This is a genomic window from Prosthecobacter vanneervenii (assembly GCF_014203095.1).
Lineage (GTDB): Bacteria > Verrucomicrobiota > Verrucomicrobiia > Verrucomicrobiales > Verrucomicrobiaceae > Prosthecobacter > Prosthecobacter vanneervenii.
On the sequence record NZ_JACHIG010000005.1, the window covers coordinates 18,622 to 37,981 of the forward strand.

At 62.5% G+C, this 19,360-nt stretch carries 15 protein-coding genes; 5 read left to right on the forward strand and 10 right to left on the reverse strand.

All coding sequences use genetic code 11. From position 1 onward, the window contains the following. Positions 1 to 24 precede the first annotated feature (24 nt). The 4 genes from HNQ65_RS12395 to cphA all read right to left on the reverse strand — a co-directional run bounded on the left by HNQ65_RS12395 (position 25) and on the right by cphA (position 5,225). Positions 25 to 882 (reverse strand): class I SAM-dependent methyltransferase, encoded by an 858-nt coding sequence (locus HNQ65_RS12395; protein ID WP_184339866.1) that lies wholly within the window; start codon positions 880 to 882, stop codon positions 25 to 27. Positions 883 to 892: 10 nt separating this feature from the next. After that, a complete protein-coding gene (locus HNQ65_RS12400) occupies positions 893 to 1,894 on the reverse strand; it encodes an NAD(P)H-dependent glycerol-3-phosphate dehydrogenase (RefSeq protein ID WP_184339867.1) in 1,002 nt (333 codons plus the stop codon). Beyond that, positions 1,891 to 2,541: a glycerol-3-phosphate 1-O-acyltransferase PlsY gene (plsY, locus tag HNQ65_RS12405; RefSeq protein WP_184339868.1), complete on the reverse strand. Its 651-nt coding sequence runs from the start codon at positions 2,539 to 2,541 to the stop codon at positions 1,891 to 1,893. Before plsY ends, HNQ65_RS12400 begins: the two co-directional genes overlap by 4 nt. Before the next feature lie 77 nt (positions 2,542 to 2,618). Further along, positions 2,619 to 5,225: a cyanophycin synthetase gene (gene cphA / locus HNQ65_RS12410; RefSeq protein ID WP_184339869.1), complete on the reverse strand. Its 2,607-nt coding sequence runs from the start codon at positions 5,223 to 5,225 to the stop codon at positions 2,619 to 2,621. Between the two features lie 176 nt (positions 5,226 to 5,401). On the opposite strand from cphA, the gene HNQ65_RS12415 reads away from it, so the two are divergent. The 3 genes from HNQ65_RS12415 to HNQ65_RS12425 are packed head-to-tail and all read left to right on the forward strand — an operon-like array spanning position 5,402 to position 9,294. Then, the gene (locus tag HNQ65_RS12415) at positions 5,402 to 7,627 is read left to right on the forward strand and encodes a cyanophycin metabolism-associated ABC transporter (protein WP_221306149.1); all 2,226 of its coding nucleotides are present in this window, start codon (positions 5,402 to 5,404) and stop codon (positions 7,625 to 7,627) included. Next, positions 7,624 to 8,103: a DUF1854 domain-containing protein gene (locus HNQ65_RS12420; RefSeq protein ID WP_184339870.1), complete on the forward strand. Its 480-nt coding sequence runs from the start codon at positions 7,624 to 7,626 to the stop codon at positions 8,101 to 8,103. Before HNQ65_RS12415 ends, HNQ65_RS12420 begins: the two co-directional genes overlap by 4 nt. Positions 8,104 to 8,112: 9 nt before the next feature. Continuing rightward, positions 8,113 to 9,294, forward strand: coding sequence for an acyltransferase family protein (locus tag HNQ65_RS12425; RefSeq protein ID WP_184339871.1), 1,182 nt, complete (start codon positions 8,113 to 8,115; stop codon positions 9,292 to 9,294). 48 nt (positions 9,295 to 9,342) lie between these two features. On the opposite strand, the gene HNQ65_RS12430 is transcribed toward HNQ65_RS12425, so the two are convergent. Beyond that, a complete protein-coding gene (locus HNQ65_RS12430; RefSeq protein WP_184339872.1) occupies positions 9,343 to 11,502 on the reverse strand; it encodes a cyanophycin synthetase in 2,160 nt (719 codons plus the stop codon). Positions 11,503 to 11,624: 122 nt separating this feature from the next. On the opposite strand from HNQ65_RS12430, the gene HNQ65_RS12435 reads away from it, so the two are divergent. Together HNQ65_RS12435 and HNQ65_RS12440 are read left to right on the forward strand one after the other, a co-directional pair. Next, complete coding sequence (locus tag HNQ65_RS12435; protein ID WP_184339873.1) at positions 11,625 to 12,449, forward strand: MBL fold metallo-hydrolase; 825 nt, start codon at positions 11,625 to 11,627, stop codon at positions 12,447 to 12,449. Then, positions 12,433 to 13,371 carry an NAD(P)-dependent oxidoreductase gene (locus tag HNQ65_RS12440; protein WP_408004803.1) on the forward strand — a complete coding sequence of 313 codons (939 nt, stop codon included), beginning with the start codon at positions 12,433 to 12,435 and terminating at the stop codon, positions 13,369 to 13,371. Before HNQ65_RS12435 ends, HNQ65_RS12440 begins: the two co-directional genes overlap by 17 nt. 51 nt (positions 13,372 to 13,422) lie before the next feature. Here HNQ65_RS12440 and HNQ65_RS12445 read toward each other — a convergent pair whose 3' ends face one another. The 5 genes from HNQ65_RS12445 to HNQ65_RS12465 form a co-directional block, all read right to left on the reverse strand. Next, positions 13,423 to 14,694 (reverse strand): carbohydrate porin, encoded by a 1,272-nt coding sequence (locus HNQ65_RS12445; RefSeq protein ID WP_184339875.1) that lies wholly within the window; start codon positions 14,692 to 14,694, stop codon positions 13,423 to 13,425. Between the two features lie 335 nt (positions 14,695 to 15,029). Beyond that, positions 15,030 to 15,578: a hypothetical protein gene (locus HNQ65_RS12450; RefSeq protein WP_184339876.1), complete on the reverse strand. Its 549-nt coding sequence runs from the start codon at positions 15,576 to 15,578 to the stop codon at positions 15,030 to 15,032. A gap of 173 nt (positions 15,579 to 15,751) precedes the next feature. Further along, entirely contained in the window at positions 15,752 to 16,969 is a 1,218-nt protein-coding gene (locus tag HNQ65_RS12455) for a hypothetical protein (RefSeq protein ID WP_184339877.1), read from the reverse strand. Then, positions 16,966 to 18,717 carry an ATP-binding protein gene (locus HNQ65_RS26965; RefSeq protein ID WP_184339878.1) on the reverse strand — a complete coding sequence of 584 codons (1,752 nt, stop codon included), beginning with the start codon at positions 18,715 to 18,717 and terminating at the stop codon, positions 16,966 to 16,968. The genes HNQ65_RS12455 and HNQ65_RS26965 overlap by 4 nt, the downstream gene beginning before the upstream one ends. Next, positions 18,714 to 19,352 carry a hypothetical protein gene (locus HNQ65_RS12465; protein WP_184339879.1) on the reverse strand — a complete coding sequence of 213 codons (639 nt, stop codon included), beginning with the start codon at positions 19,350 to 19,352 and terminating at the stop codon, positions 18,714 to 18,716. Before HNQ65_RS12465 ends, HNQ65_RS26965 begins: the two co-directional genes overlap by 4 nt. Between the last annotated feature and the right edge of the window lie 8 nt (positions 19,353 to 19,360).

Here is a 19,360-nt window from a genome sequence, read left to right on the forward strand (position 1 = left end):
GGAGGCAGAATGTCGAATGCTCAATCAGGCCAGCCACCAGGCGTAGCTGCCGCTGGGCACGGGCAGCACACCAGGGCCGCCGCGCAGCTGCATCTCACCCTGCTCCACCTTGCCGCCGCTGCGGCCAAACTGCTGCAGCAGCAGATGATGCAGAGAGATGGGCGTGAGCTCAGGCGTGTGGCAGGAGAGCAGCACTCCGAGCGGCTCGGGGGAGATGAGCTTCCCCAGCAGCGTGAGCAGCGGAGGCAGGTCGTTTTCGATCTTGAAGACTTCGCCTTTGGCGCCGCGCCCGTAGCTGGGCGGGTCGAGGATCAGCAGGTCGTACTGCCGCTCGCGCCGCAGCTCGCGCTCCAGAAACTTCGTCACATCATCCACGATCCAGCGCACCGGCTTTTCCTCCAGGCCGTTGATCGCGGCGTTTTTGCGCGCCCAGTCCACCATGCCCTTGGAGGCATCCACATGACAGACTTCCGCCCCGGCATGCGCAGCGGCCAGCGTGCTGCCGCCGGAGTAGGCAAAGAGGTTCAGCACCCGCGCCGGGCGGTTGTGCTTTTTGGCGTATTCCGTGCACACGGCGCGGATGCGCTGCCATTGGTCGCGCTGCTCGGGAAAGATGCCCAGATGGCCAAAGTCGGTGGAGCTGAGCTGGAACTTGGTGCCGTCCACCTCGATGGCCCAGGTCTCCGGCAGTTTGTCACGGCCACGCCACTGGTTGCCGCCGTCGCGGAAAAAGGTGGCGGTCACCTGCTGCCAGTCCGCCTTGGGCCGCGTCTGCCGCCAGACGGCCTGCGCACAGGGGCGTGAGAGCACCACATTGCCAAAGCGCTCCAGCTTCTGGAAAGAGCCGCTGTCGAGGAGTTCGTAACCGTTAGTATCAGCCATGGAAAGGTAGTCAGTCCGCCTCAGGGCGGGGATCTCGTGAGAAGAGGGCGCGCATACCCTCAATGGGGGATTTGCCCTGATGCAGCACCGCGTTGATCTCGTCCAGCAGCGGCATGCGCACGCCGCGTGCCTGGGCCGCACGGTGCAGGCTGGCGGTGTTCAGCACGCCCTCGGCCACCATGCGTGTGCTGGAGATGATCTCATCCAGCGGGCGGCCCTGCCCCAGCATCATGCCCACGCGGTGGTTGCGGCTGTGCTCGGAGTAGCAGGTGCCCATGAGATCACCCACACCGCTGAGGCCATAGAAAGTCTCCACCTTGCCGCCTTCAGCCACGCCGAGGCGCACCATTTCCGCCAGTGCGCGGGTGACGAGGGCGGCGAGGGTGTTGTCCCCCATCTTCAGTCCTTGGGCGATGCCCGCCGCGATGGCGTAGGGGTTCTTCATCGCGCCAGCCCATTCAGCACCCACGATGTCATCCGTCGTATAGCTGCGGAAAAATGGCAGCGTAAAGCAGGCCTGCACCGCCTTGGCCATCTCGGCATCTGCGCAGGCCACCACGGCAGCGGTGGCCATCTGGCGTGCCACTTCCTCCGCATGATTCGGCCCGGTGAGCACGGCCAGCGGCACGCCGGGGATGGCGGAGCCGATCAGCTCCGTCATACGGCGGCCGGTTTCCAGCTCGATGCCCTTGGAGCATGATACCAGCACCTTGGCGCGAGACGCCGCGCCACACTGCGCCACGAGCTTCGCCGTGCCGAGCATGGCTTTGGAAGGTACCACAAAGACCAGCATGTCTGCAGGCTGGAGCGCAGCAAGATCAGACGTGACCCGCACCTGCTTCGGCAACTCCAGATCTGGCAGGTAGCGTGAGCTGCGGCGGGTGTCGCGGAGCTGAGCCATCAGCTCGGCATCGCGGCCCCAGAACTGCACGTCCAGGCCACGCCAGGACAGCAAAGCAGCAAGTGCGGTGCCCCAGCTCCCGGCACCGATGACGGTGGCGCTCTGGATCATGGCTGCGGCTTCTTTTTGGTGAAGGCTTTGCTCTCCGTGCCTGCGAGCAGGCGCTGGATGTTGGAGCGGTGACGCACAAAGGCGAGGATCATGACCACGATGCCAAAGCCCAGCATGACAAAGTCCCACTGTCCCTCACGATACATCTGGATGGCCATGGCCGTGGGCACGCCCACCGCCGCCGCCAGCGAGCCGAGCGACACATAGCGGAAGGCAAAGAGAAAGGTCAGGAAGCCGATCCAGCCGCCAAGCATGCCCGCCTTGGAAATACCAAAGAGCACACCACCCGTGGTGGCGATGCCTTTGCCGCCTTTAAAGCCCAGCCAGAAGGTGAACATGTGGCCGAGCACGGCAGCAAAACCTGCCAGCACCTTGCCGATGGAGATCACCTCCACCGTAGCTCCGGTCTGGGCGATCCAGCCCGCCGCCAGCCACACCGGCAGCCAGCCTTTAACCATGTCCAGGATAAACACCGGGATGCCGATCCCCTTCCCCAGCACGCGGATGGCATTGGTGGCACCAATATTGCCGCTGCCATGCTGACGTATGTCGATTCCCTTGAGCTTTCCTGCGAGGTAGCCAAACGGCACCGAGCCGCAGAGATAACCGGAGGCAATGCTAAGGATGATGGCAGTGGTCGTGGTCATGGGTTGAAATCAACGCCCCTAGTAGCCGAATTCTGCGTGCTGTGGCAAGCGATTCATCGAATCGGAAACCACTCACCTCAGCACGCGCCGTACTTCTCCTTGAGATACTGCACGGTTTCATCCGCCGTATCCGCCTGGATCATCACCAAATCTCCCGCCTGTGCGGACTCCATGGCCAGATCCACCGATTTCAGGTGACCGATGATGGACTCCACGCGCCGGGTGCGCGGGGCGTTCTCCAGCCCCTGGGCCAGGAGGCGCATGATCTCGCCAGACTCACGGCCGCGCACATAGTCGCCCTCGTAGAGCCAGGCCTCGTCAAATTCAGAGGCCAGCATGCGGCCCTGCTCGACGATGTCGCTGTCGCGGCGATCTCCCGCAGAGCTGTAAACCACGATGCGGCGCTTGTTTTCAAACTGGCGCAGGCCATCCAGCAGCGCACGCAGCGCGTCCACGTTGTGGCCGTAGTCCACGATGACGGTGATGCCCTTGAGGTCCAGCACGTTGAAGCGGCCAGCGTTCTGATCCAGGCTGGGCACAAAGCTGCGCACGCCCTGGCGGATGAGTTCGTCGTCGATGCCCAGCGCCCAGGCTGCGGCCACAGAGGCCAGCGTGTTTTCCACCTGGAAGCCGATGCGCCCACCGTGGGTGAGGGGCACCTCGCTCAGCGAAATGAAGACATCCTCATTGGGACCGGAGGCGCGGACGATGCTGCCGTCGCGCACAAAGATGGCGCGCTCTCCCTTGATGCGGTGCCGCACGATGACGGCGTTCTCGCCATCCAGGGCAAAGAAGATGGTCTTGCGCGGGTAGGTTTCAGACATCTTCACCACCAGCGGGTCAGCGGCATTCAGCACGGCATGGCCGTCTGCGGGTACGGCAGCCACGATGCACTGCTTCACCTCCGCGAGCTGTTCGGGGGTGTTGATGTCATTGATGCCCAGGTGGTCGCCACAGCCGATGTTGGTCACCACGGCCACGTCACAGTGGTCAAAGGCCAGGCCTTCGCGCAGGATGCCACCACGGGCGGTTTCCAGCACGGCGGCATCGCACAGCGGATAGGAAAGGATGCTGCGGGCGCTTTTGGGGCCACTGCAGTCGCCGGTGTCGATCATGCGGGAGCCGACGAAAACACCGTCCGTGCTCGTCATCCCCACGCACCATTGATTCTGGGTCAGCAGATGCGCGATGAAGCGTGTGGTGGTGGTCTTGCCGTTTACGCCGGTCACCGCCACGATGGGGATGCGGCCACGGCAGCCGGGGGCAAACATGGTGTCGATCACCGCCTTGCCCACCGGACGGGCTTCGCCCTCTGAGGGGTAAAGATGCATGCGCAGCCCGGGGCGTGCGTTCAGCTCGATGATGACTCCGTTCTTCGGGCTCAGCGGCTGCGTGATGTCCGGGGCGATCATGTCGAGCCCGCAGATGTCCAGCCCGACCATCTGGGCGGCTTCCACAGCGGCGGCGCAAATCGTGGGATGCACCTCGGCAGTACAGTCCACGGCAGTGCCACCGGTGCTGAGGTTCGCATTACGGCGGATGAGGATCATGCGGTCCTTCTCAGGGATCGACTCAGGCGTGACGCCCTGCTCTGCCAGCACGGCCAGCGCCACGGCATCAATGCGGATGCGGCTCAGCGCGGCGGCGTGGTCGGCGGCTCGGCGCGGGTCTCGATTTTTCTCAGCCACCAGCTCCTGAATGGTATGCACTCCGTCCCCGATCACATGCGCCGGGTAGCGGCGGGAGGCGGCGATGAGCTCCTTGCCGATCACGAGCACCCGGTAGTCCTCCCCTTCGGCAAACTGCTCCACAATCACGGAGCGGCTTTCCTCGCGTGCGGCGGCATAGGCGGTGACCACCTGCTCGCGGGTGTACAAATTGAGCGCCACACCACGGCCTTGGTTGCCGTCCTGCGGTTTCACCACCACCGGCAGGCCGATCTCATTGGCGGCAGCCCAGGCGTCCTCGGCGTTTTTCACCGGACGGCCCTGCGGCACCGGCAGGCCGATCTCATTGAGCAGCTTGAGGGTGAAGTCCTTGTCCTGCACGATGTCCTCGGCGATCGCGCTCGTGTGGCTGGTGGCGGCGGCCAGGATTTTCCGCTGCTTGGAGCCCCAGCCCAGCTGCACCAGGCTGCCCTCTGTGAGGCGGGTGACCGGGATGCCCCGCACGCGCGCGGCGTCCGCCATGGCACGGGTGCTCGGTCCCAGGCAGATGTCATTCGCCAGGTCATTCAGCTCCGTAATGGCGGCGTTCACATCCAGCGTCTGTCCGTAAAGAGCTGCATCGAGCATCCGACGAGCAAGCTGAAAGGCGGGGCGTGCCACAGCCTCCTCATCATACTGGATGATGATGCGAAGCGTGCGCGGCTCAGCGGTGGGCATGATCTTGCCAAAGCTCAGCAGCAGATCAGAGCGGCTTTGGAGATTGAGCGTGATGTGCAGCAGCAGAGAAGCCAGTGCTTCAGGCTGCGGAGTGGCATCGATGGAGCTGAGCTGCGGCTCCAGAGCGGGGAGCCAGGAGAGAAGCCAGGACCGCCAGTTGGGCACGTAGTCGGTCAGTTCGGGGAATTCCACCCGGCACTCGAGGACCGTTTCACGGGCCCAGAGGTTGGGGCCGCGCAGAGCCAGGATTTTGCGCACTTGGGTGGAGCGGAGTTCGCTGGATGGAGCAGAGTTTGGCAAGCAGGAAAATGGAAAACGCGGAATAGTCCCCAGACCTGCGCAAGGTCAAGGGAAAGATCGGCCTTAAACCAGTCAGAATCAGACTGGTTGCACCCGTTTTGGGAAATAACGGCGTCAGTTTGACAAGCTCTCTTAACACGGGACTTTCAGCGGCTTTACGATCCGTCTCCCTAAACTTGCCCCTTTCCTACCTCCAAGACCTTCCCGATCTCCTGCTTCAGCATGCCGAATCAAGACTGGCATCCGGGGAGCGCACGGTGGCCCGTCTGATGACGGACCTGGATGCTGGGCTGCACTTTCGCCATGGGCTGATCGTTCTGACCAACATGCGCCTGCTGCATTTTGAGGACTCCGGTTCCAAGCAGCCGCGCTTTGTTTCCTGGAAGCTCGCGGACCTGCAGGAGTTCAAGCTGGAGGAGATGGGGGCCACCATCGCTCTGCACCTCATCGGCGGGGGCACCCTGCTGGGTCAGTGGCGAGTCACCTCCGGCTGCCTGCGTCAGGCGGAGGCCTTTGTGGCACGCTTCCGCGAGCAATGCCGCATCCTCAGCGGAGAGGACGCCGGTGCAGAGGCCGGAAGCGCCGAAGCAGCCGAAGAGGAGGAAGAAGAGCTTTTTGACTCTGAAGTTTCCGACAGCGCCAACATCCCCGCCGCCAAGCCACTCTTCCGCCTGCTGACCTTCTGCCGCCCATGGTACCGCCTGCTGCTGCTGGGGCTGACGCTGACCATGGCAAGCACGGGGGCGCAGATGATCGCCCCCTGGCTGACGATGTCCCTCGTGGATGATGTGCTGATCCCGCTGCAGAGCCAGACGGAGCATGTGCATGTGCACAAGGTCTATATGTTCATCTCCGCCCTGGCGCTGGCCGCGCTGCTGACCTGGGCGCTGAACTGGGGCAAGACCTTTGTGGTGGCACGGATCGCCGAGCTGGTGACCAGCCGCATGCGGCGGGAGACCTTTGAGCACCTTCAGAAGCTCTCCCTGACCTACTTCAACCGCAAACGCACCGGAGACCTCATCTCCCGCATCAGCTCGGACACGGAGCATCTCTCCCTGTTCATCTCGGTGAACTTCATCGACTTCTTTTGCGATGTGCTGCAGTTCCTCTTCACGGCGGTCATTCTCTTCAGCATCAATCCCCTGCTGGCCGTGGCCGCGCTGGGCCCGGTGCCCATCATCGCGTGGATGGTGCAGCGTGTGCGCGAGTACCTACGTGGTGGCTTTGCCGCCGCCAGCCGTGCGGGCAGCCAGCTGACCAGCGTGCTGGCAGACACCATCCCCGGCGTGCGCGTGGTGAAGGCCTTTGCGCAGGAGCAGCGGGAGATCGAGCGCTTCCGCATCGCGGACAAGCACATCTTTGACACCAATGACCGCGTGAACAAGACCTGGTCCTTCTTCACGCCCATGATCAAGCTGCTCACAGACATCGGCCTGCTCATCGTCTGGGCCGTGGGTGCCTGGAGCGTGGCGCATGACAGCATCACCGTGGGGGTGCTGACGGGCTTTGTTCTCTACATCAGCAGCTTCTACGAGCGCATGGACTCCATGAGCCGCTTCACCGCCTCCATGCAGCGCGCGGCCGCCAGTGCGCACCGCATCTTTGACGTGCTGGATGTGAAGCCGGACGTGCCTGCGCAGCTGAACCCCATCAAGGTGGGCCGCCTGCGCGGGGAGATCGAGTTCAAGGAGGTGAAATTCCGCCATGGCTCACGTGAGATCATTCGCGGCATCAACCTCAAGATCGCCCCCGGGGAGATGGTGGGCTTTGTGGGCCCGAGCGGCGCTGGCAAGACCACGCTGGTAAACCTGGCCTGCCGCTTCTTTGAGGTGAGCGAAGGCGCCGTGCTGGTGGATGGCCATAATCTGAGCGAGATCGACGTCATGGCCTACCGCCGGAACCTCGGCCTCGTGCTGCAGGAGCCCTATCTCTTCTACGGCACCATCTCCGAAAACATCGCCTATGGAAAGCCGGACGCCACGCGCGCCGAGATCGTAGCCGCCGCACATGCGGCACGTGCGCACGACTTCATCATGCGCCTGCCGGATGCCTACGACAGCATGGTGGGAGAGCGCGGCCAGGCGCTCTCTGGCGGCGAGCGCCAGCGCATCAGCATCGCCCGTGCGCTGCTGGTGGACCCCGCCATTCTGATTCTCGATGAAGCCACCTCCGCCGTGGACACGGAGACCGAGCGCGAGATCCAGGCCGCGCTGGACCACCTCGTGAAAGGCCGCACGACCATCGCCATCGCCCACCGCCTGGGCACCCTGCGCAAGGCCAACCGCCTGGTGGTCATTGAAGAAGGGCGCATCAAGGAAATCGGCACCCATGAGGAACTGCTTGAGCGCAGCGGCAGCTATGCCCGCCTGCACCAGGCCATGCTGGAGGTGAACAACGCATGAGCACGACGCCACCACCAGACATCTCCTTTGAGCAGGACGCTCTGGGCCGCCTCATCCTCATCGCCCCCGGCGGCACACGTCACGTCAATGTGCATCCCGCCAAGATGTTCCCGCTCACGGAGAAAGATCACTGGATCTCCATCCAGTCTGAAAACTCACGTGAAATCCTCTGTGTGGAGGACCCCCAGACTCTGCCAGAGCCCTCGCGCTCATTGCTGCTCGGCGCGCTGGCGCGGCGCGACTTCGTGCCCATCATCCAGGTGATCCACCGCATCGTGCGCATGGCGGACGGCCACCAGTGGCATGTGACCACAGACCGTGGAGACACCACGTTTGAAGTGGAGACGGATGAGAGCATCCAAAATCTGGGCCACGGCAGACTGGTAATAGTGGACAGACGAAACACTCGCTATCTAATTCCGAGCGTACCCAGCCTCGACCGCGTGAGCAAACGCAAGCTGGAGCACTACTATTAACGCCCCCGCTTGAACACGAGTTCTCCCGCAACGTCCCCGCGTATCGGTTCCCTGGATGTCTATCGCGGCATCGTCATGTTCCTGCTGGGACTGCGCCTGCTGGAGCTGGACGAGGTGGCCAAGAACTTCCCGGACAGCTTCGTCTGGCAGTTTCTCGGTCATCATTCTTCCCACATCCCGTGGGTCGGCTGCTCGCTCAATGACCTGATCCATCCGTCCTTCGCCTTTCTCACCGGGGCGTCGATGGTGTTCTCCGTTTCATCCCGCAAGAACAAGGGGCAGTCCCAGTGGCATACCACGCTGCACGCCCTGTGGCGCTCCGTGGCGCTGATCCTCATCGGCATCTTCCTGCGCAGCGTGGACCACGACATCACGCACTGGACCTTTGATGAAACACTGACGCAGACGGGGCTGGGCTACATGGCCGTCTTTGCCCTGGCCTACTGCACGGAGCGCACGCGCTGGATCTGGTTTTCCATCATCCTCATCGGCACCTGGCTTATCTACGCGCTCTATCCCGTCATCCCGCCGCATGCGGACCCGCAGGCCTTCAACACGCCCGAGGGCTGGCAGCACGACTTCACCGGATTCTACGCGCACTGGAACCACAACCGCAACGCCGGCTGGAGCTTTGACATGTGGCTGCTCAACCAGTTCCCCCGCGAGCGTCCCTATGTGGGCTATCTCGGCGGCTACACCACGCTGAATTTCATCCCCACCATCGCCACCATCACCCTGGGTCTGATGGCGGGCACCTGGCTCAAGCAGGGTGGAAACCCGACCCGGAAGCTTTGGATCGCCGGTCTGTCCTGCCTGCTTTTCAGCTTTTTCCTGCACTTCGCCGGCATCTGCCCCATCGTGAAGCGGCTCTGGACTCCGGCCTGGGTTTTCTTCAGTGGTGGCTGCGCCCTGCTGATCCTCTCCGGCTTGTATCAGATCGTGGATGTCAAACAGCGGCGAGATTGGGCTTTTCCCTTCCTCGTGGTAGGGGTGAACTCCCTGGCTTTCTATGTCATGCGCCACACTTTGGATGTGTGGTGCTCCGCCACGCTGCGGCAGCACTTTGGTACGCGTATTTTCCAGATCTTCGGTCCTGAGCTGCAGCCGGTCACCATCGGGGCCTGCACCTTTGCGCTCTTCTGGCTGGTGGCCTTCTGGATGTACCGCCGCAAGATCTACATCCGACTGTAGGCTCGATGCTCCGCCAGGGCTCTGGCGGTGTCATTCCGGCATCTAAGCTCAGGCGTAGCTGCCCAGACCTTCGACGATCGTCTGGTCTGGCAGGCCATAGGCCCACGCAGCGCCCACGGCAGCGAGCACGTTCTGGAGATTGAACGCCAGATGCCCCGTATGCGGCAGAGCCACGGCGCTGAGCGCGCAGAGCACGCGCTCCTTGTCCCCTTCGGCCAAGACGATGGAATCCTCTTTCACAAAGAGGGCCTTGCCGCCTTTCTCACGATGCGCGGCGATGATGGGATTGTCCGCCACGTGGGAGAAGAACATGACGCTGGCCAGGCAGTGCTCGCTCTCGGCCATCTCCGCCACCAGGGCGTCGTCGGCATTCAGCACGGCCACGCCTTCCGGCAGCACCACATCCACCACACAGCGCTTCACCTTCACCATCTTTTCCATGGTGTCGGTGTAGCCGAGGCCGAGATGCTCGGTGCCCACATTCAGCACCACGCCGATCTGGCAGCGGTCATAGCCCAGTCCTTCAAGAATGATAGACTCCGCGCTGCTCTCGCAGATGGCCAGCTCCGTCCACGGGTGCAGCAGCACACCGCGAGTGCCGCTGGTGCGGTCGCCAGTCTTGGTGGCGGCAAAGCGCTCGCCAAACTGCAGCCCCTCGCTGTGGCAGACGCCCAGGAACTTGCCCGTGGCCTTCATCAGATGCGCCAGCAGCTTCACGGTGGTGGTCTTGCCATGCGTGCCGGTGACGCCGATCACAGGAATGCGGCCGTTTTTCCCTGCGGGGAACATCATGTCGATGATGGCCTCTCCCACCGGGCGCACCTCTCCGGTGGCAGGGCGCAGATGCATCACGAGCCCAGGGCTGGCATTGAGCTCCACCACGGCGCCGCCCTGCTCTTCCAGCGGCTTGCTGATGTCTGTGCACACCACGTCGATGCCGCAGATGTCCAGCCCCGCCACCTGCGCGGCGATGGTGACATGATCGCGATTGCGCGGATGCACGAGCCCGGTGACCTCCGTGGACCAGTTGGCAAAGCGGGAGATCAGCACGCGCACACCGTCCTTGGGGATCGAGTCCGGCTGGTAGTCCTGCTTGTCCAGTTCTGAGAGGATGGCAGCGTCCCACTCCTCGGTGTCGATCTTGGACCAGGGGCAGTAGTCGCTCGTGCCACGCAGCGGATTGGTGTTAAGCTGGTTTTCCACCAGTGTAGCGATGGTGTCGGTGCCGTTGCCCACGACGACGGCGTGGTCGCCACGGCTGGCGGCGATGAGCTGCCCACCCACCACCAGCAGGCGGTGATCGTTGCCGGGGATGAAGCGCTCCACCATCACACCTTCGCCTTCATTGGCGGCGGTCTGGAAGGCGCTCTCGATCTGCTCCCGCGTGGTCAGATTGATGAACACGCCACGTCCATGGTTGGCGTCCTGCGGCTTCACCACCACGGGGAATCCGATGTCCTCAGCCGCCTCCCAGGCGTCCTCCGGATTGGCCACCACTCGGCCCTCGGGCACGGGCACGCCGGCTTTTTTGAGAAGCTGACGGGTCAGGTCCTTGTCCTGCACGATGTGCTCGGCAATGGCCCCGGTGCGGTCGGTCTCCGCCGTCCAGATGCGGCGCTGATTGGCCCCCTGGCCAAACTGCACCAGGCTGCGCCCTTCCCGTAGGCGACGGAAAGGGATGCCACGCTGCTGCGCGGCGGCGATGATGGAATTGGTGCTGGGGCCGAGGGCGTTGCGGTCCACCACGCGCTTCATGCGCGCCACGGCATCCTCGATGTCGTAGTCTTTGCCAGCGTAGCCAGCCAGCAGGATCTCACGTGCCTCATGCAGACAGGCCTCGGCCACGTTTTCGTCCAGGTATTCGATGACGACTTTGTACAACCCTTCCACGCAGGTTTCGCGTGCCTTGCCAAAGCCGACGGTATTGCCCGCCAGCGTCTGCAACTCCAGCGTCACGTGCTCCAGGATGTGCCCCGGCCAGGTGCCGGTGTCGAGGCGCTGAAAGAAGCCGCCGCGTTCGCCGATGCTGCAGCGGTGCTCGATCATGCCGGGAAACCACTTCTTGATCTGCTCCGAGAATCCGGGGACGATGTCTGACGAAGTGTCCTTCAAGCTGCCGAGATCCACCCAGGCTTCCATCACGGGGTCATTGGTCCAGATGTTGGGGCCGCGCAGAAAGTGGATTTCACGGATGTCGAGATCGGTCATGGCGCGCCGATGTTACTAGCGAGTCCGCAGGAGGCAAGGACTCCCCGCTGACAAAGTTTGTGCTTTGCTGATGTGGCACATAGGCCTTGCCATCCGATGGCAAACCGCCTTGAATTCGCCCCATGCAGATCCCCCTCGAAGACCTATTTAATGACGTAATCGCCAAATCCATGCGCGGCCAGGGCATCAGCGATGCCGACCTCGCAGCCCTTTCCGGCATCAGCGCCGAGGAAATCGCCGAGGCCAAAAACGGCAAGGTGGACGACCGCGTGCTGCGCAAGATCGCCCCCCACCTGCACCTGGATGGCCTCTCCCTGGTGGCCATGGCGCACAACGAGTGGCGCCCCCTGCCCGTGACGCTGACCGGCGTGGAGCAGTTTAACACCCCCTATCACGACATGACGGTGAACTCCTACCTCGTGTGGGACTCCGAAACCAAGAACGCCGTGGCCTTTGACACCGGGGCAGATGCCGGGCCGATGATCGACTTCATCCAGCGAAAGGGGCTCAACCTCAGCCTCATTTTCATCACCCACACGCACACAGACCACATTGCCGATCTGGCCAGGCTCTCCGCCGATGGTGCCGTGACCGTCTTTGTGAATGAAGCGGAGTCCTGCCCCGGGGCCAAGACCTTCAAGCTGGGCGACACCGACTCCTGGGAGTCCGGCGGCCTGCGCATCGAGCCACGCAGCACCCGGGGCCACTCGAAGGGCGGCATCACCTACGTCGTCACCGGCCTCAAGCGCACTGTGGCCGTGGTGGGAGACGCCCTCTTTGCCTCCAGCATGGGTGGCGGCATGGTCTCCTATGCGGATGCCCTGGCCACCAACCGCAAAGAAATCTTCTCCCTGCCAGACAACACTGTCATCTGCCCCGGCCACGGTCCCATGACGACCGTTGGAGAGGAAAAGGCGCACAATCCGTTCTATCCAGAGTTCAAGTAAACCCAACCAACCAGCCCAAGCTTTATTTTTCATCCTCATGTCCCAGACCGTTGCATTTGTCGGAGTCGGTAAAATGGGGGCCAACATGGCCCGTCGTCTCAAAGATTGTGGCTACAGCGTCACCGCCGTGCTCGATGTGAACACCCAGGCCGCCGCCGAACTGGCCGCCGAGCTCGGCTGCAAAGCCTGCACCAGCCTCGCAGAAGTCACCGCCGCAGCAGATGTCATCTTCACTGTGGTGACGAATGACGCCGCCATGCGCGCCATCTTCCTCGGCAGCGGAGACAACCTGCTGACCAACGCCAAGGGCAGGATCTTCATCAACTGCGCCACCCTTTCCCCCGCCATCCACCGTGAGGTGTATGCCGCCGCTGAAAAAGCCGGCGCCCACAGCCTGGAGGCCTGCATGGCCTCCTCCATCAGCCATGCTCGCGAGGGCAAACTGTACCTCATGCTCGCAGGAGACGAGGCCATCTACCAGCAGGTGCAGCCGATGATCGAGCAGATGAGCGTGAACCGCCGCTTCATCGGCGGCCCCGGCCGTGCTGCTGAGGTAAAGGCGCTGGTAAACATGGTCATGAACATCAATACCGCCGGTCTGGCCGAGGGCCTGGGCCTCGCCGCCGCGCTGGGCCATGACCTGAACATGATCCGCGAGGTCTTCAGCCAGACGGGCGCCAACTCCCGCGTGCTGGAAACCGACAGCGCCGACATGGTGGCCCGCGAGCACGACTGCTGGTTCTCCGCCGAGCACGCCGCCAAGGACAGCGGCATCGCCGCCGATGTGGCCAAGACCGTGGGCCTCAGCCTGCCTCTCAACGACGCCACCAAGGCGCAGTATGAGAAGATGGTATCTCTCGGCCTCGGTGGCCTGGACAAGTCCGGCATCGCCGAACTGACCTTCAAAGGACGCCACGCGTAAAGCTGCCCAGTTGCGCCGCAACTGGAGCCCACCCTCTCCATTGCGGCCCTCTCAAAACTCCCAGTGCAGGCGCGCCCCAAACACATGCACCGGGCCGCGATCGCGATTGTAGGCTGGATTCATGGCAAACTGGTAGTCAAAGGCCAGATGCAGCCATGAGGCCACGGCGATGTCGTAGTAGGTTTCGATGATCTTCTCCGCGCCATAGGACAGCGTGCCGTCTCCCACCAGGATGCCATTACCTCCCTGCTGATGGTAGGCCGCATGCACGCTGGAGATCGCGTTGACGATGCCCGCCATCGCCAGCGTGTCCGCCGGGCGGTTCCAGGACTTGCCTTTGACGCTGATGCCCAGGGAGGCTGAGCTGTCCACATCGGTGAAGGACCAGGCCTCATCTTTGCCATTGCTCCAGCCGAGACGGGTGAAGATGCCCACGCCATCCGCGATCTCCTGATCCGCATTCAGGCAGACGCCATACTTCAGGCGATAGGCGCGGCTGTTGGTGATGTCTGCCGGCCGGATGGGATTGGCCAGCGTCTGCTGAAAGCTGCCCATGTGTGCGCGGTTGGCATACATCAGAAGACGCACCGCTCCGGGACGCCCGCCGAGCTGATGCTTGTGCTCCAGCTCCAGCACCTGCGCCCAGGCTTTGAACACATGCGGGTCCATGGCGATGCCGTTGGACACATTCGGCACCTGAAAGAAGCCGTAGCGCAGCACCCAGTCCGTCAAGTACAGCTCCACCGCCCCGCCGGTGGTAAAGCCCAAGCTGTCCGCCGGATAGTCCCATGCGCCATTCGCCATCAGGCTCCAGTTCATGAACTGCGTGCGCGCGTCATTGGCATACGCATTGCCGTCAAAAATGTCCTTCGCACCAAAGCGGCCCAGCGTGACCACGAGGCGGGACTTGTGCTGCCTGCCTTTGAGAAAGAGCGAACCCGAGGGGGCATCGTCCATCTCGCTGCCAAAACCAAAGGTCTGGCGGATGAAAGCGCGTGAGATGTTGCCATTGGGCTCGCTGGTGCCTTTGCGAAAGGCTTCGCCGTTCGGAAAGCCCGCCATGCCGAGTGCATTGCTCATGCCATAGCCCTGCCACATCATCCCATCCAGATGCATCTCCGCCCCCTCCCACAGCCGCAGGCCGAATAGGAGGTCCAGCGAAACCGTCTGCCGCATCTGCGGTGCGGAGTTCAGGCTGTCCTGCCCGGCGTAGGGCGAGCGGATGCCCGTGTGCCCCTGCAGCACATTGGTGTTCTGCATATGGATGCTCCAGTTTTCCACATCCGCCGCAGCAGCCTCTGGGCTCACCGCAGGCGCAAGCAAGCCAGGAGCCTGGTGAGCATGCCCCGGACAACAACAGGACAGCGCTGCCAAAATGACAAGACGACGAACAGGGAAAGCCTGGAAGGAAACAATCATGGGCGCGTTGGGGTGGATGTTTTTTCACAGCCTGCAAAATTAGTCCAGACTAACTTTGCAAGATTCACAACCGCGTATCAGCCTCCGACCGCGCACGGGCGATTACATTTTTCCATCAATCCTCCACGCCTGGGCGCTATGCCTATCTGCCAGACCGCCTCAGCGTAGGATCCCATCTGCACACAAAAAATCCGCAGAGGCCTCATGACCTCTGCGGATGGATGCACTGGGCTGTTGGATTACTTGCCGGTGGCCACGACCACTCCATTCAGGTCCACAATCGAGACGCTGGTGATGGTGGAGCCAGGGGTGCAGTAGATCTGAGAGGTGCCGGTGGCGCTGCCGCCGGTCACAGTCATGGAACCGCCGAGGAACGGATAGAAGGTGCCACCCGCGCCATTGACGACGATGAAGAGAGGCGAGCCGTCAGTGGTGCTCAGAGAGCTCACCGAAACATCCACCGTGATCAGAGAGAGCGTGGGATAGTAGGGATCAATGCGATAGGTACCGCCGCAGTTCGGAGTGGTGCCATTGTAGCTGCTGGCGGTGAAGGTCAGCGTGCCGGTGACCAGCGGCTGCACAGGCGTGCTGGGGATCGGAGGCAGCACCACAGGCGTCGTTGATTTTTTGCCGCCACCACCGCCGCCACCACCTGTGTTTGTGGCTCCTTTGCTGGTGCCTGGGATGGGATCTGTCGCGCCATTTTTGGCCTGGGCGATGGAGGAGAAGAGCAGGCCGCTGAGCGTGAGGCATGCCATCAGCTTCTGAACGGGGAGGATGTGTTTCATATGCTTGTTGGTTTCGGTGTTAATGCTGACTTTTTCTCATCACCAACCGCGGTGATGAATGACATGTGAATTAATATTCCCACGACAGCGAAACCGGAAGCACATGACCGTAACGTGGCTGTTACCATCCTTCCAAACTGTTACGCTTTGCTCCTTGCGCAGGAGCGCTGCGCTTAAAACCGCACCGTGAGCTGCACTGCCAGCATGTGGGAGAGCGGCTCGTGGGTGACGTTCTCGTGCTGCAGGCTGTACTGCAGTTTGAGCTGGGTGTGCGCCGTCATGCGGAAGCCCACGGCGGCATCCACGCGCCACATGTCTGGAAACCACGGCGAGCTGCCGCCTGCTCCGTCAGACATTCTCGAAAAATGCATCTGGTTCCAGCGCAGCGCACCAAAGAGCTGCGGGGTAAACTTGTACTTGGCCTCAATGTAATAACCCAGCGTGTCGGCATTGCCGGCATTCGGCACCTGAAACCGTGCCTCAAAGACCTCCGCCCAGATCTGCAGATGATGCCACGCAAAGCTGATGTCCTGCGCGATCACCTGCTGGTGATAATCCCCCGGCCCTGTGCCTGGAGGCTGTGTGGCAAACGCATGTCCCACCAGATAAGCGCCCTCACTGTAGGAGAGGCCCAGATTCCATGCCTGATCCGGGCGGACGCCAATACGCGCGCTGAGCGTGGGATGTGCGAAATTCATGTTCCGCAGCTCCCAGGATTCGGGACGCGATGACAGGCTGGAGTTCTTGATCTCCGCCGCATAATCAAACTTGCCCAGCATGCCAGAAACAGACGCCCCTGTGGCATAAGACGGTCCCCACACGACCGGGTTGTAGTCGTAGCGGTCATCCGTGGCCCCGGAGAGAAACTGCTTCGCCGAGGCGGGGATCTCGGCGTCATAGATGGCGGTGAAGTTGTCATACAGCATCGGCGCATTGATGAACGGATTTTCCCACGCCAGATGGCGGCCCACCCAGTTGCCCACCACGGTGGCAAACTTGCCCACCTGGAAATTAAAGCGCCCGTCTTTCCATGGTGTGAGGCGCAGTGCGTATTCATCCAGGCGGAGCTGCGTGGTGTTGTCCCGTGGATTAAAACCACGGTCAAAGCGTGACTGCACAAAGCCATACAGATGCTCCCCCATCTGCACATCGGCAAACAAGATGAGGCGCGGATTGAAGAAGTCGCGCCGGGAGGTGAAGATCGAACCCAGCGGCGTGCCGCTGAAGCGATAGGCCTCCAGATTGGCCAGTCCGCTGATCTTTCCATGCACGTCACCATCAAGGATGCTGAACGCCGAGGCCTCCTCCACGCGATCGAGAATGTCCTCGGCATGAGCACAGGCACCGCAGACGAGCAGCAGGGAGAGAAGGATGACAAGCAAACGACTCATGATGATGACGCCGCAGTGGCGAGGAGAAAGGTGGCTTCAAATTCGGTCCAGCCCGGCGCAGAGCGCACGAGGCGCAGCTCGCCGCCATGCAATCGCGTCAGCTCACGCGCCAGGTCCAACCCCAGCCCATGTCCGGGTGTGCCCTCATTGGCTGCAGCGCGGTGGAAGCGCTCAAAGATATGTGGCTGCGCCTGCTGCGGGATGCCGTCGCCGCTGTTTCCCACGCTCAGGCATACTCGTGTCTGCTCCACCCTGGCGGCAATGCAGATGCGCCCGCCGCGCTCGTTGTACTTCCAGGCGTTCTCCAGCAGGTTTTGCAGAATGATGGAGGTGTAGCGCTTCTCCCCCTGGATGTGCAGCCCTGCAGGCACGTCCATCTCCACCTCTACATCCGCAGCATCTGGCAGCACGCTCAGGTCATCCGCCAGTGAAGCGACGAGCTGCGAGAGATCCACGCTCTCCATATCCAGCCGCAGCCTGCCCGCATCCATGCGCGAGAGCAGCAGCAGATCATGGATCATGCTGGTGAGCCGCACGGTCTGGCGGATCAGCGCCTCGATCTCCTCCCGCGACTGCGCAGAGAGCCCCGGCTGCTGCAGCAGCTCCTCCAGCCCGGCGCGCAGCACGGTCACCGGTGTCTTCAGCTGATGGGAGGCATCCGCTGAAAAACGCACCGAGCGCTGCAGCTCCACACTCGTCATCACCAGCGCAGCCTCGGCCTGCTCACGCCCGGCGAAGTTCACCGCAGAATCCAGCGCCAGCTTTTCCACCGGCACGGAGAGCCGTGCAGCGATGACATGACTGGCCGCCAGCCCCAGCAGCAGCAGCAGCCCGCCTGCGGTGAGAATCTGCCAGCGCAGCTGCTGCAGGCGCTGCATGGACGGCGCCAGCGAATGCAGGCTGACCTCAAACGCAGGCATAAACATCGAGCCTGGATTCAGCCGCGTGAGAAACGCCTGATGTGGCACCCCCTGAACATCGATCTTCAAACTGCTGATCGCAGCATCTGGCAGTGAGAGCGCCTCGGCCACCTTCCAAGCCAGCGCAGAAGCCCCTGCTGGATCCACAAGCGCCGGACTCATCCGCCCATCCACCCAAATCGCCCGCTGGGTGCCCGCATCCTGCGGCTGGTCGGCAAAAGGTTTGAAGCCCAGCACCAGCGCCGCAATGACCTCGTGCGTCTCCGTGGAAATGACCGGCGCGGCGATCACGGCATCCACCGTCTCAGCCCCCTCGGCATCACGGCGCAGCAGATAGCCGGTCTGCTGCGTCGCTGGCACCTGCTTGAGCGTCAGCCGGGCTTCCTCCTCTTCACTGAGCCTTCCCACATTCTCTTCCGGCGGCGGTTTGATCACCTGGCCGCTGGCATCGAGAAAGCGGTAAAAGGTCGCATGCAAGATGCCCACCTCATCCGCCGCATCCATGACGTCCCGCAATTCATCGCGAGCGCTCGGGTAGAGCAGATCCAGCGCGTTGTCCTCCAGCGCGGCATGAATGCGCGGACGGTGCACCAGCGTCTTGCAGCGTTCCGCCAGCGCCGTATGCCTCAGCTCCTGCAGCCGGTGCATGGCCGCCAGTTCATTGACATAGGCCAGCCTCGAAGCCTGCTCGGTGTCGCTCACCACCCGGCGCTCTGCGACATATAAAACCACCGCAGTGAGCCCCACCACCACCAGCATCATGCCCACGAGCAGACGCGAGCGAAAGCCCGCCACATCCTGCCTTGGCTGCTGTGCTGCTTTGCTCACGGAAAATTCACTCGCAGCGCAGCTCCGCTGCCGAGGGTGATGGGTTTCTCCAATGTCGTGCGGCTGCTGATCCAGGCCTTGAGCTTGTAGTTCCCTGCGGGCAGGTTGCTCAGCTTGAAGCTCCCATCTGCCTCGCTCACCACAAAGTAGGGCGTGTCCAGCACGAGGATGATGCCGCGCATGTGCTCATGGATGTCGCAGCGCAGCGTGATGAGTCCTGCCTTGTCCAGCAGCTGCGAAGGGATCGGCGTCTCGTCAGAGCGGTAGCGGCCCAGGTCGAAACGCTTGGCCGGTGAAAACGAAAACACATTGTGGTAGGTGTCATCGAGATTTGGAAACTCCACCTTGGTGCCTGTCTGCACTGGCAGCAGCGTGGGCGAAAACATGAAGTCCTTCTGGATCACCTGCTTGACCGGCGGCGCGGCCGGTTTGGGAAAAGCGCCTTCGAGGTACACCACCGCGAGCGGCGGGTTGGTGGACATGACACCGCCCCTGGTCACGATCTCGTAGCGCTTGTTCATCACCGGCGTGGACCTCGTCTTGGGCAGGGCCACCTTTCCTTCCACCACAGATTGAGCCAGCGCGCCGCAGGGCATCAGGAGTAACAAGGCCAGCCAGAAAATTGCAGCGTTCATGCGTTTTC

Excerpts from the sequence above, each read along its gene's own strand:
- HNQ65_RS12395 (WP_184339866.1), bottom strand. The coding sequence starts at position 882 with ATGGCTGATACTAACGGTTACGAACTCCTCGACAGCGGCTCTTTCCAG.
- HNQ65_RS12400 (WP_184339867.1), bottom strand. The coding sequence starts at position 1,894 with ATGATCCAGAGCGCCACCGTCATCGGTGCCGGGAGCTGGGGCACCGCA.
- plsY (WP_184339868.1), bottom strand. The coding sequence starts at position 2,541 with ATGACCACGACCACTGCCATCATCCTTAGCATTGCCTCCGGTTATCTC.
- HNQ65_RS12420 (WP_184339870.1), top strand. The coding sequence starts at position 7,624 with ATGAGCACGACGCCACCACCAGACATCTCCTTTGAGCAGGACGCTCTG.
- HNQ65_RS12430 (WP_184339872.1), bottom strand. The coding sequence starts at position 11,502 with ATGACCGATCTCGACATCCGTGAAATCCACTTTCTGCGCGGCCCCAAC.
- HNQ65_RS12435 (WP_184339873.1), top strand. The coding sequence starts at position 11,625 with ATGCAGATCCCCCTCGAAGACCTATTTAATGACGTAATCGCCAAATCC.
- HNQ65_RS12450 (WP_184339876.1), bottom strand. The coding sequence starts at position 15,578 with ATGAAACACATCCTCCCCGTTCAGAAGCTGATGGCATGCCTCACGCTC.
- HNQ65_RS12455 (WP_184339877.1), bottom strand. The coding sequence starts at position 16,969 with ATGAGTCGTTTGCTTGTCATCCTTCTCTCCCTGCTGCTCGTCTGCGGT.
- HNQ65_RS12465 (WP_184339879.1), bottom strand. The coding sequence starts at position 19,352 with ATGAACGCTGCAATTTTCTGGCTGGCCTTGTTACTCCTGATGCCCTGC.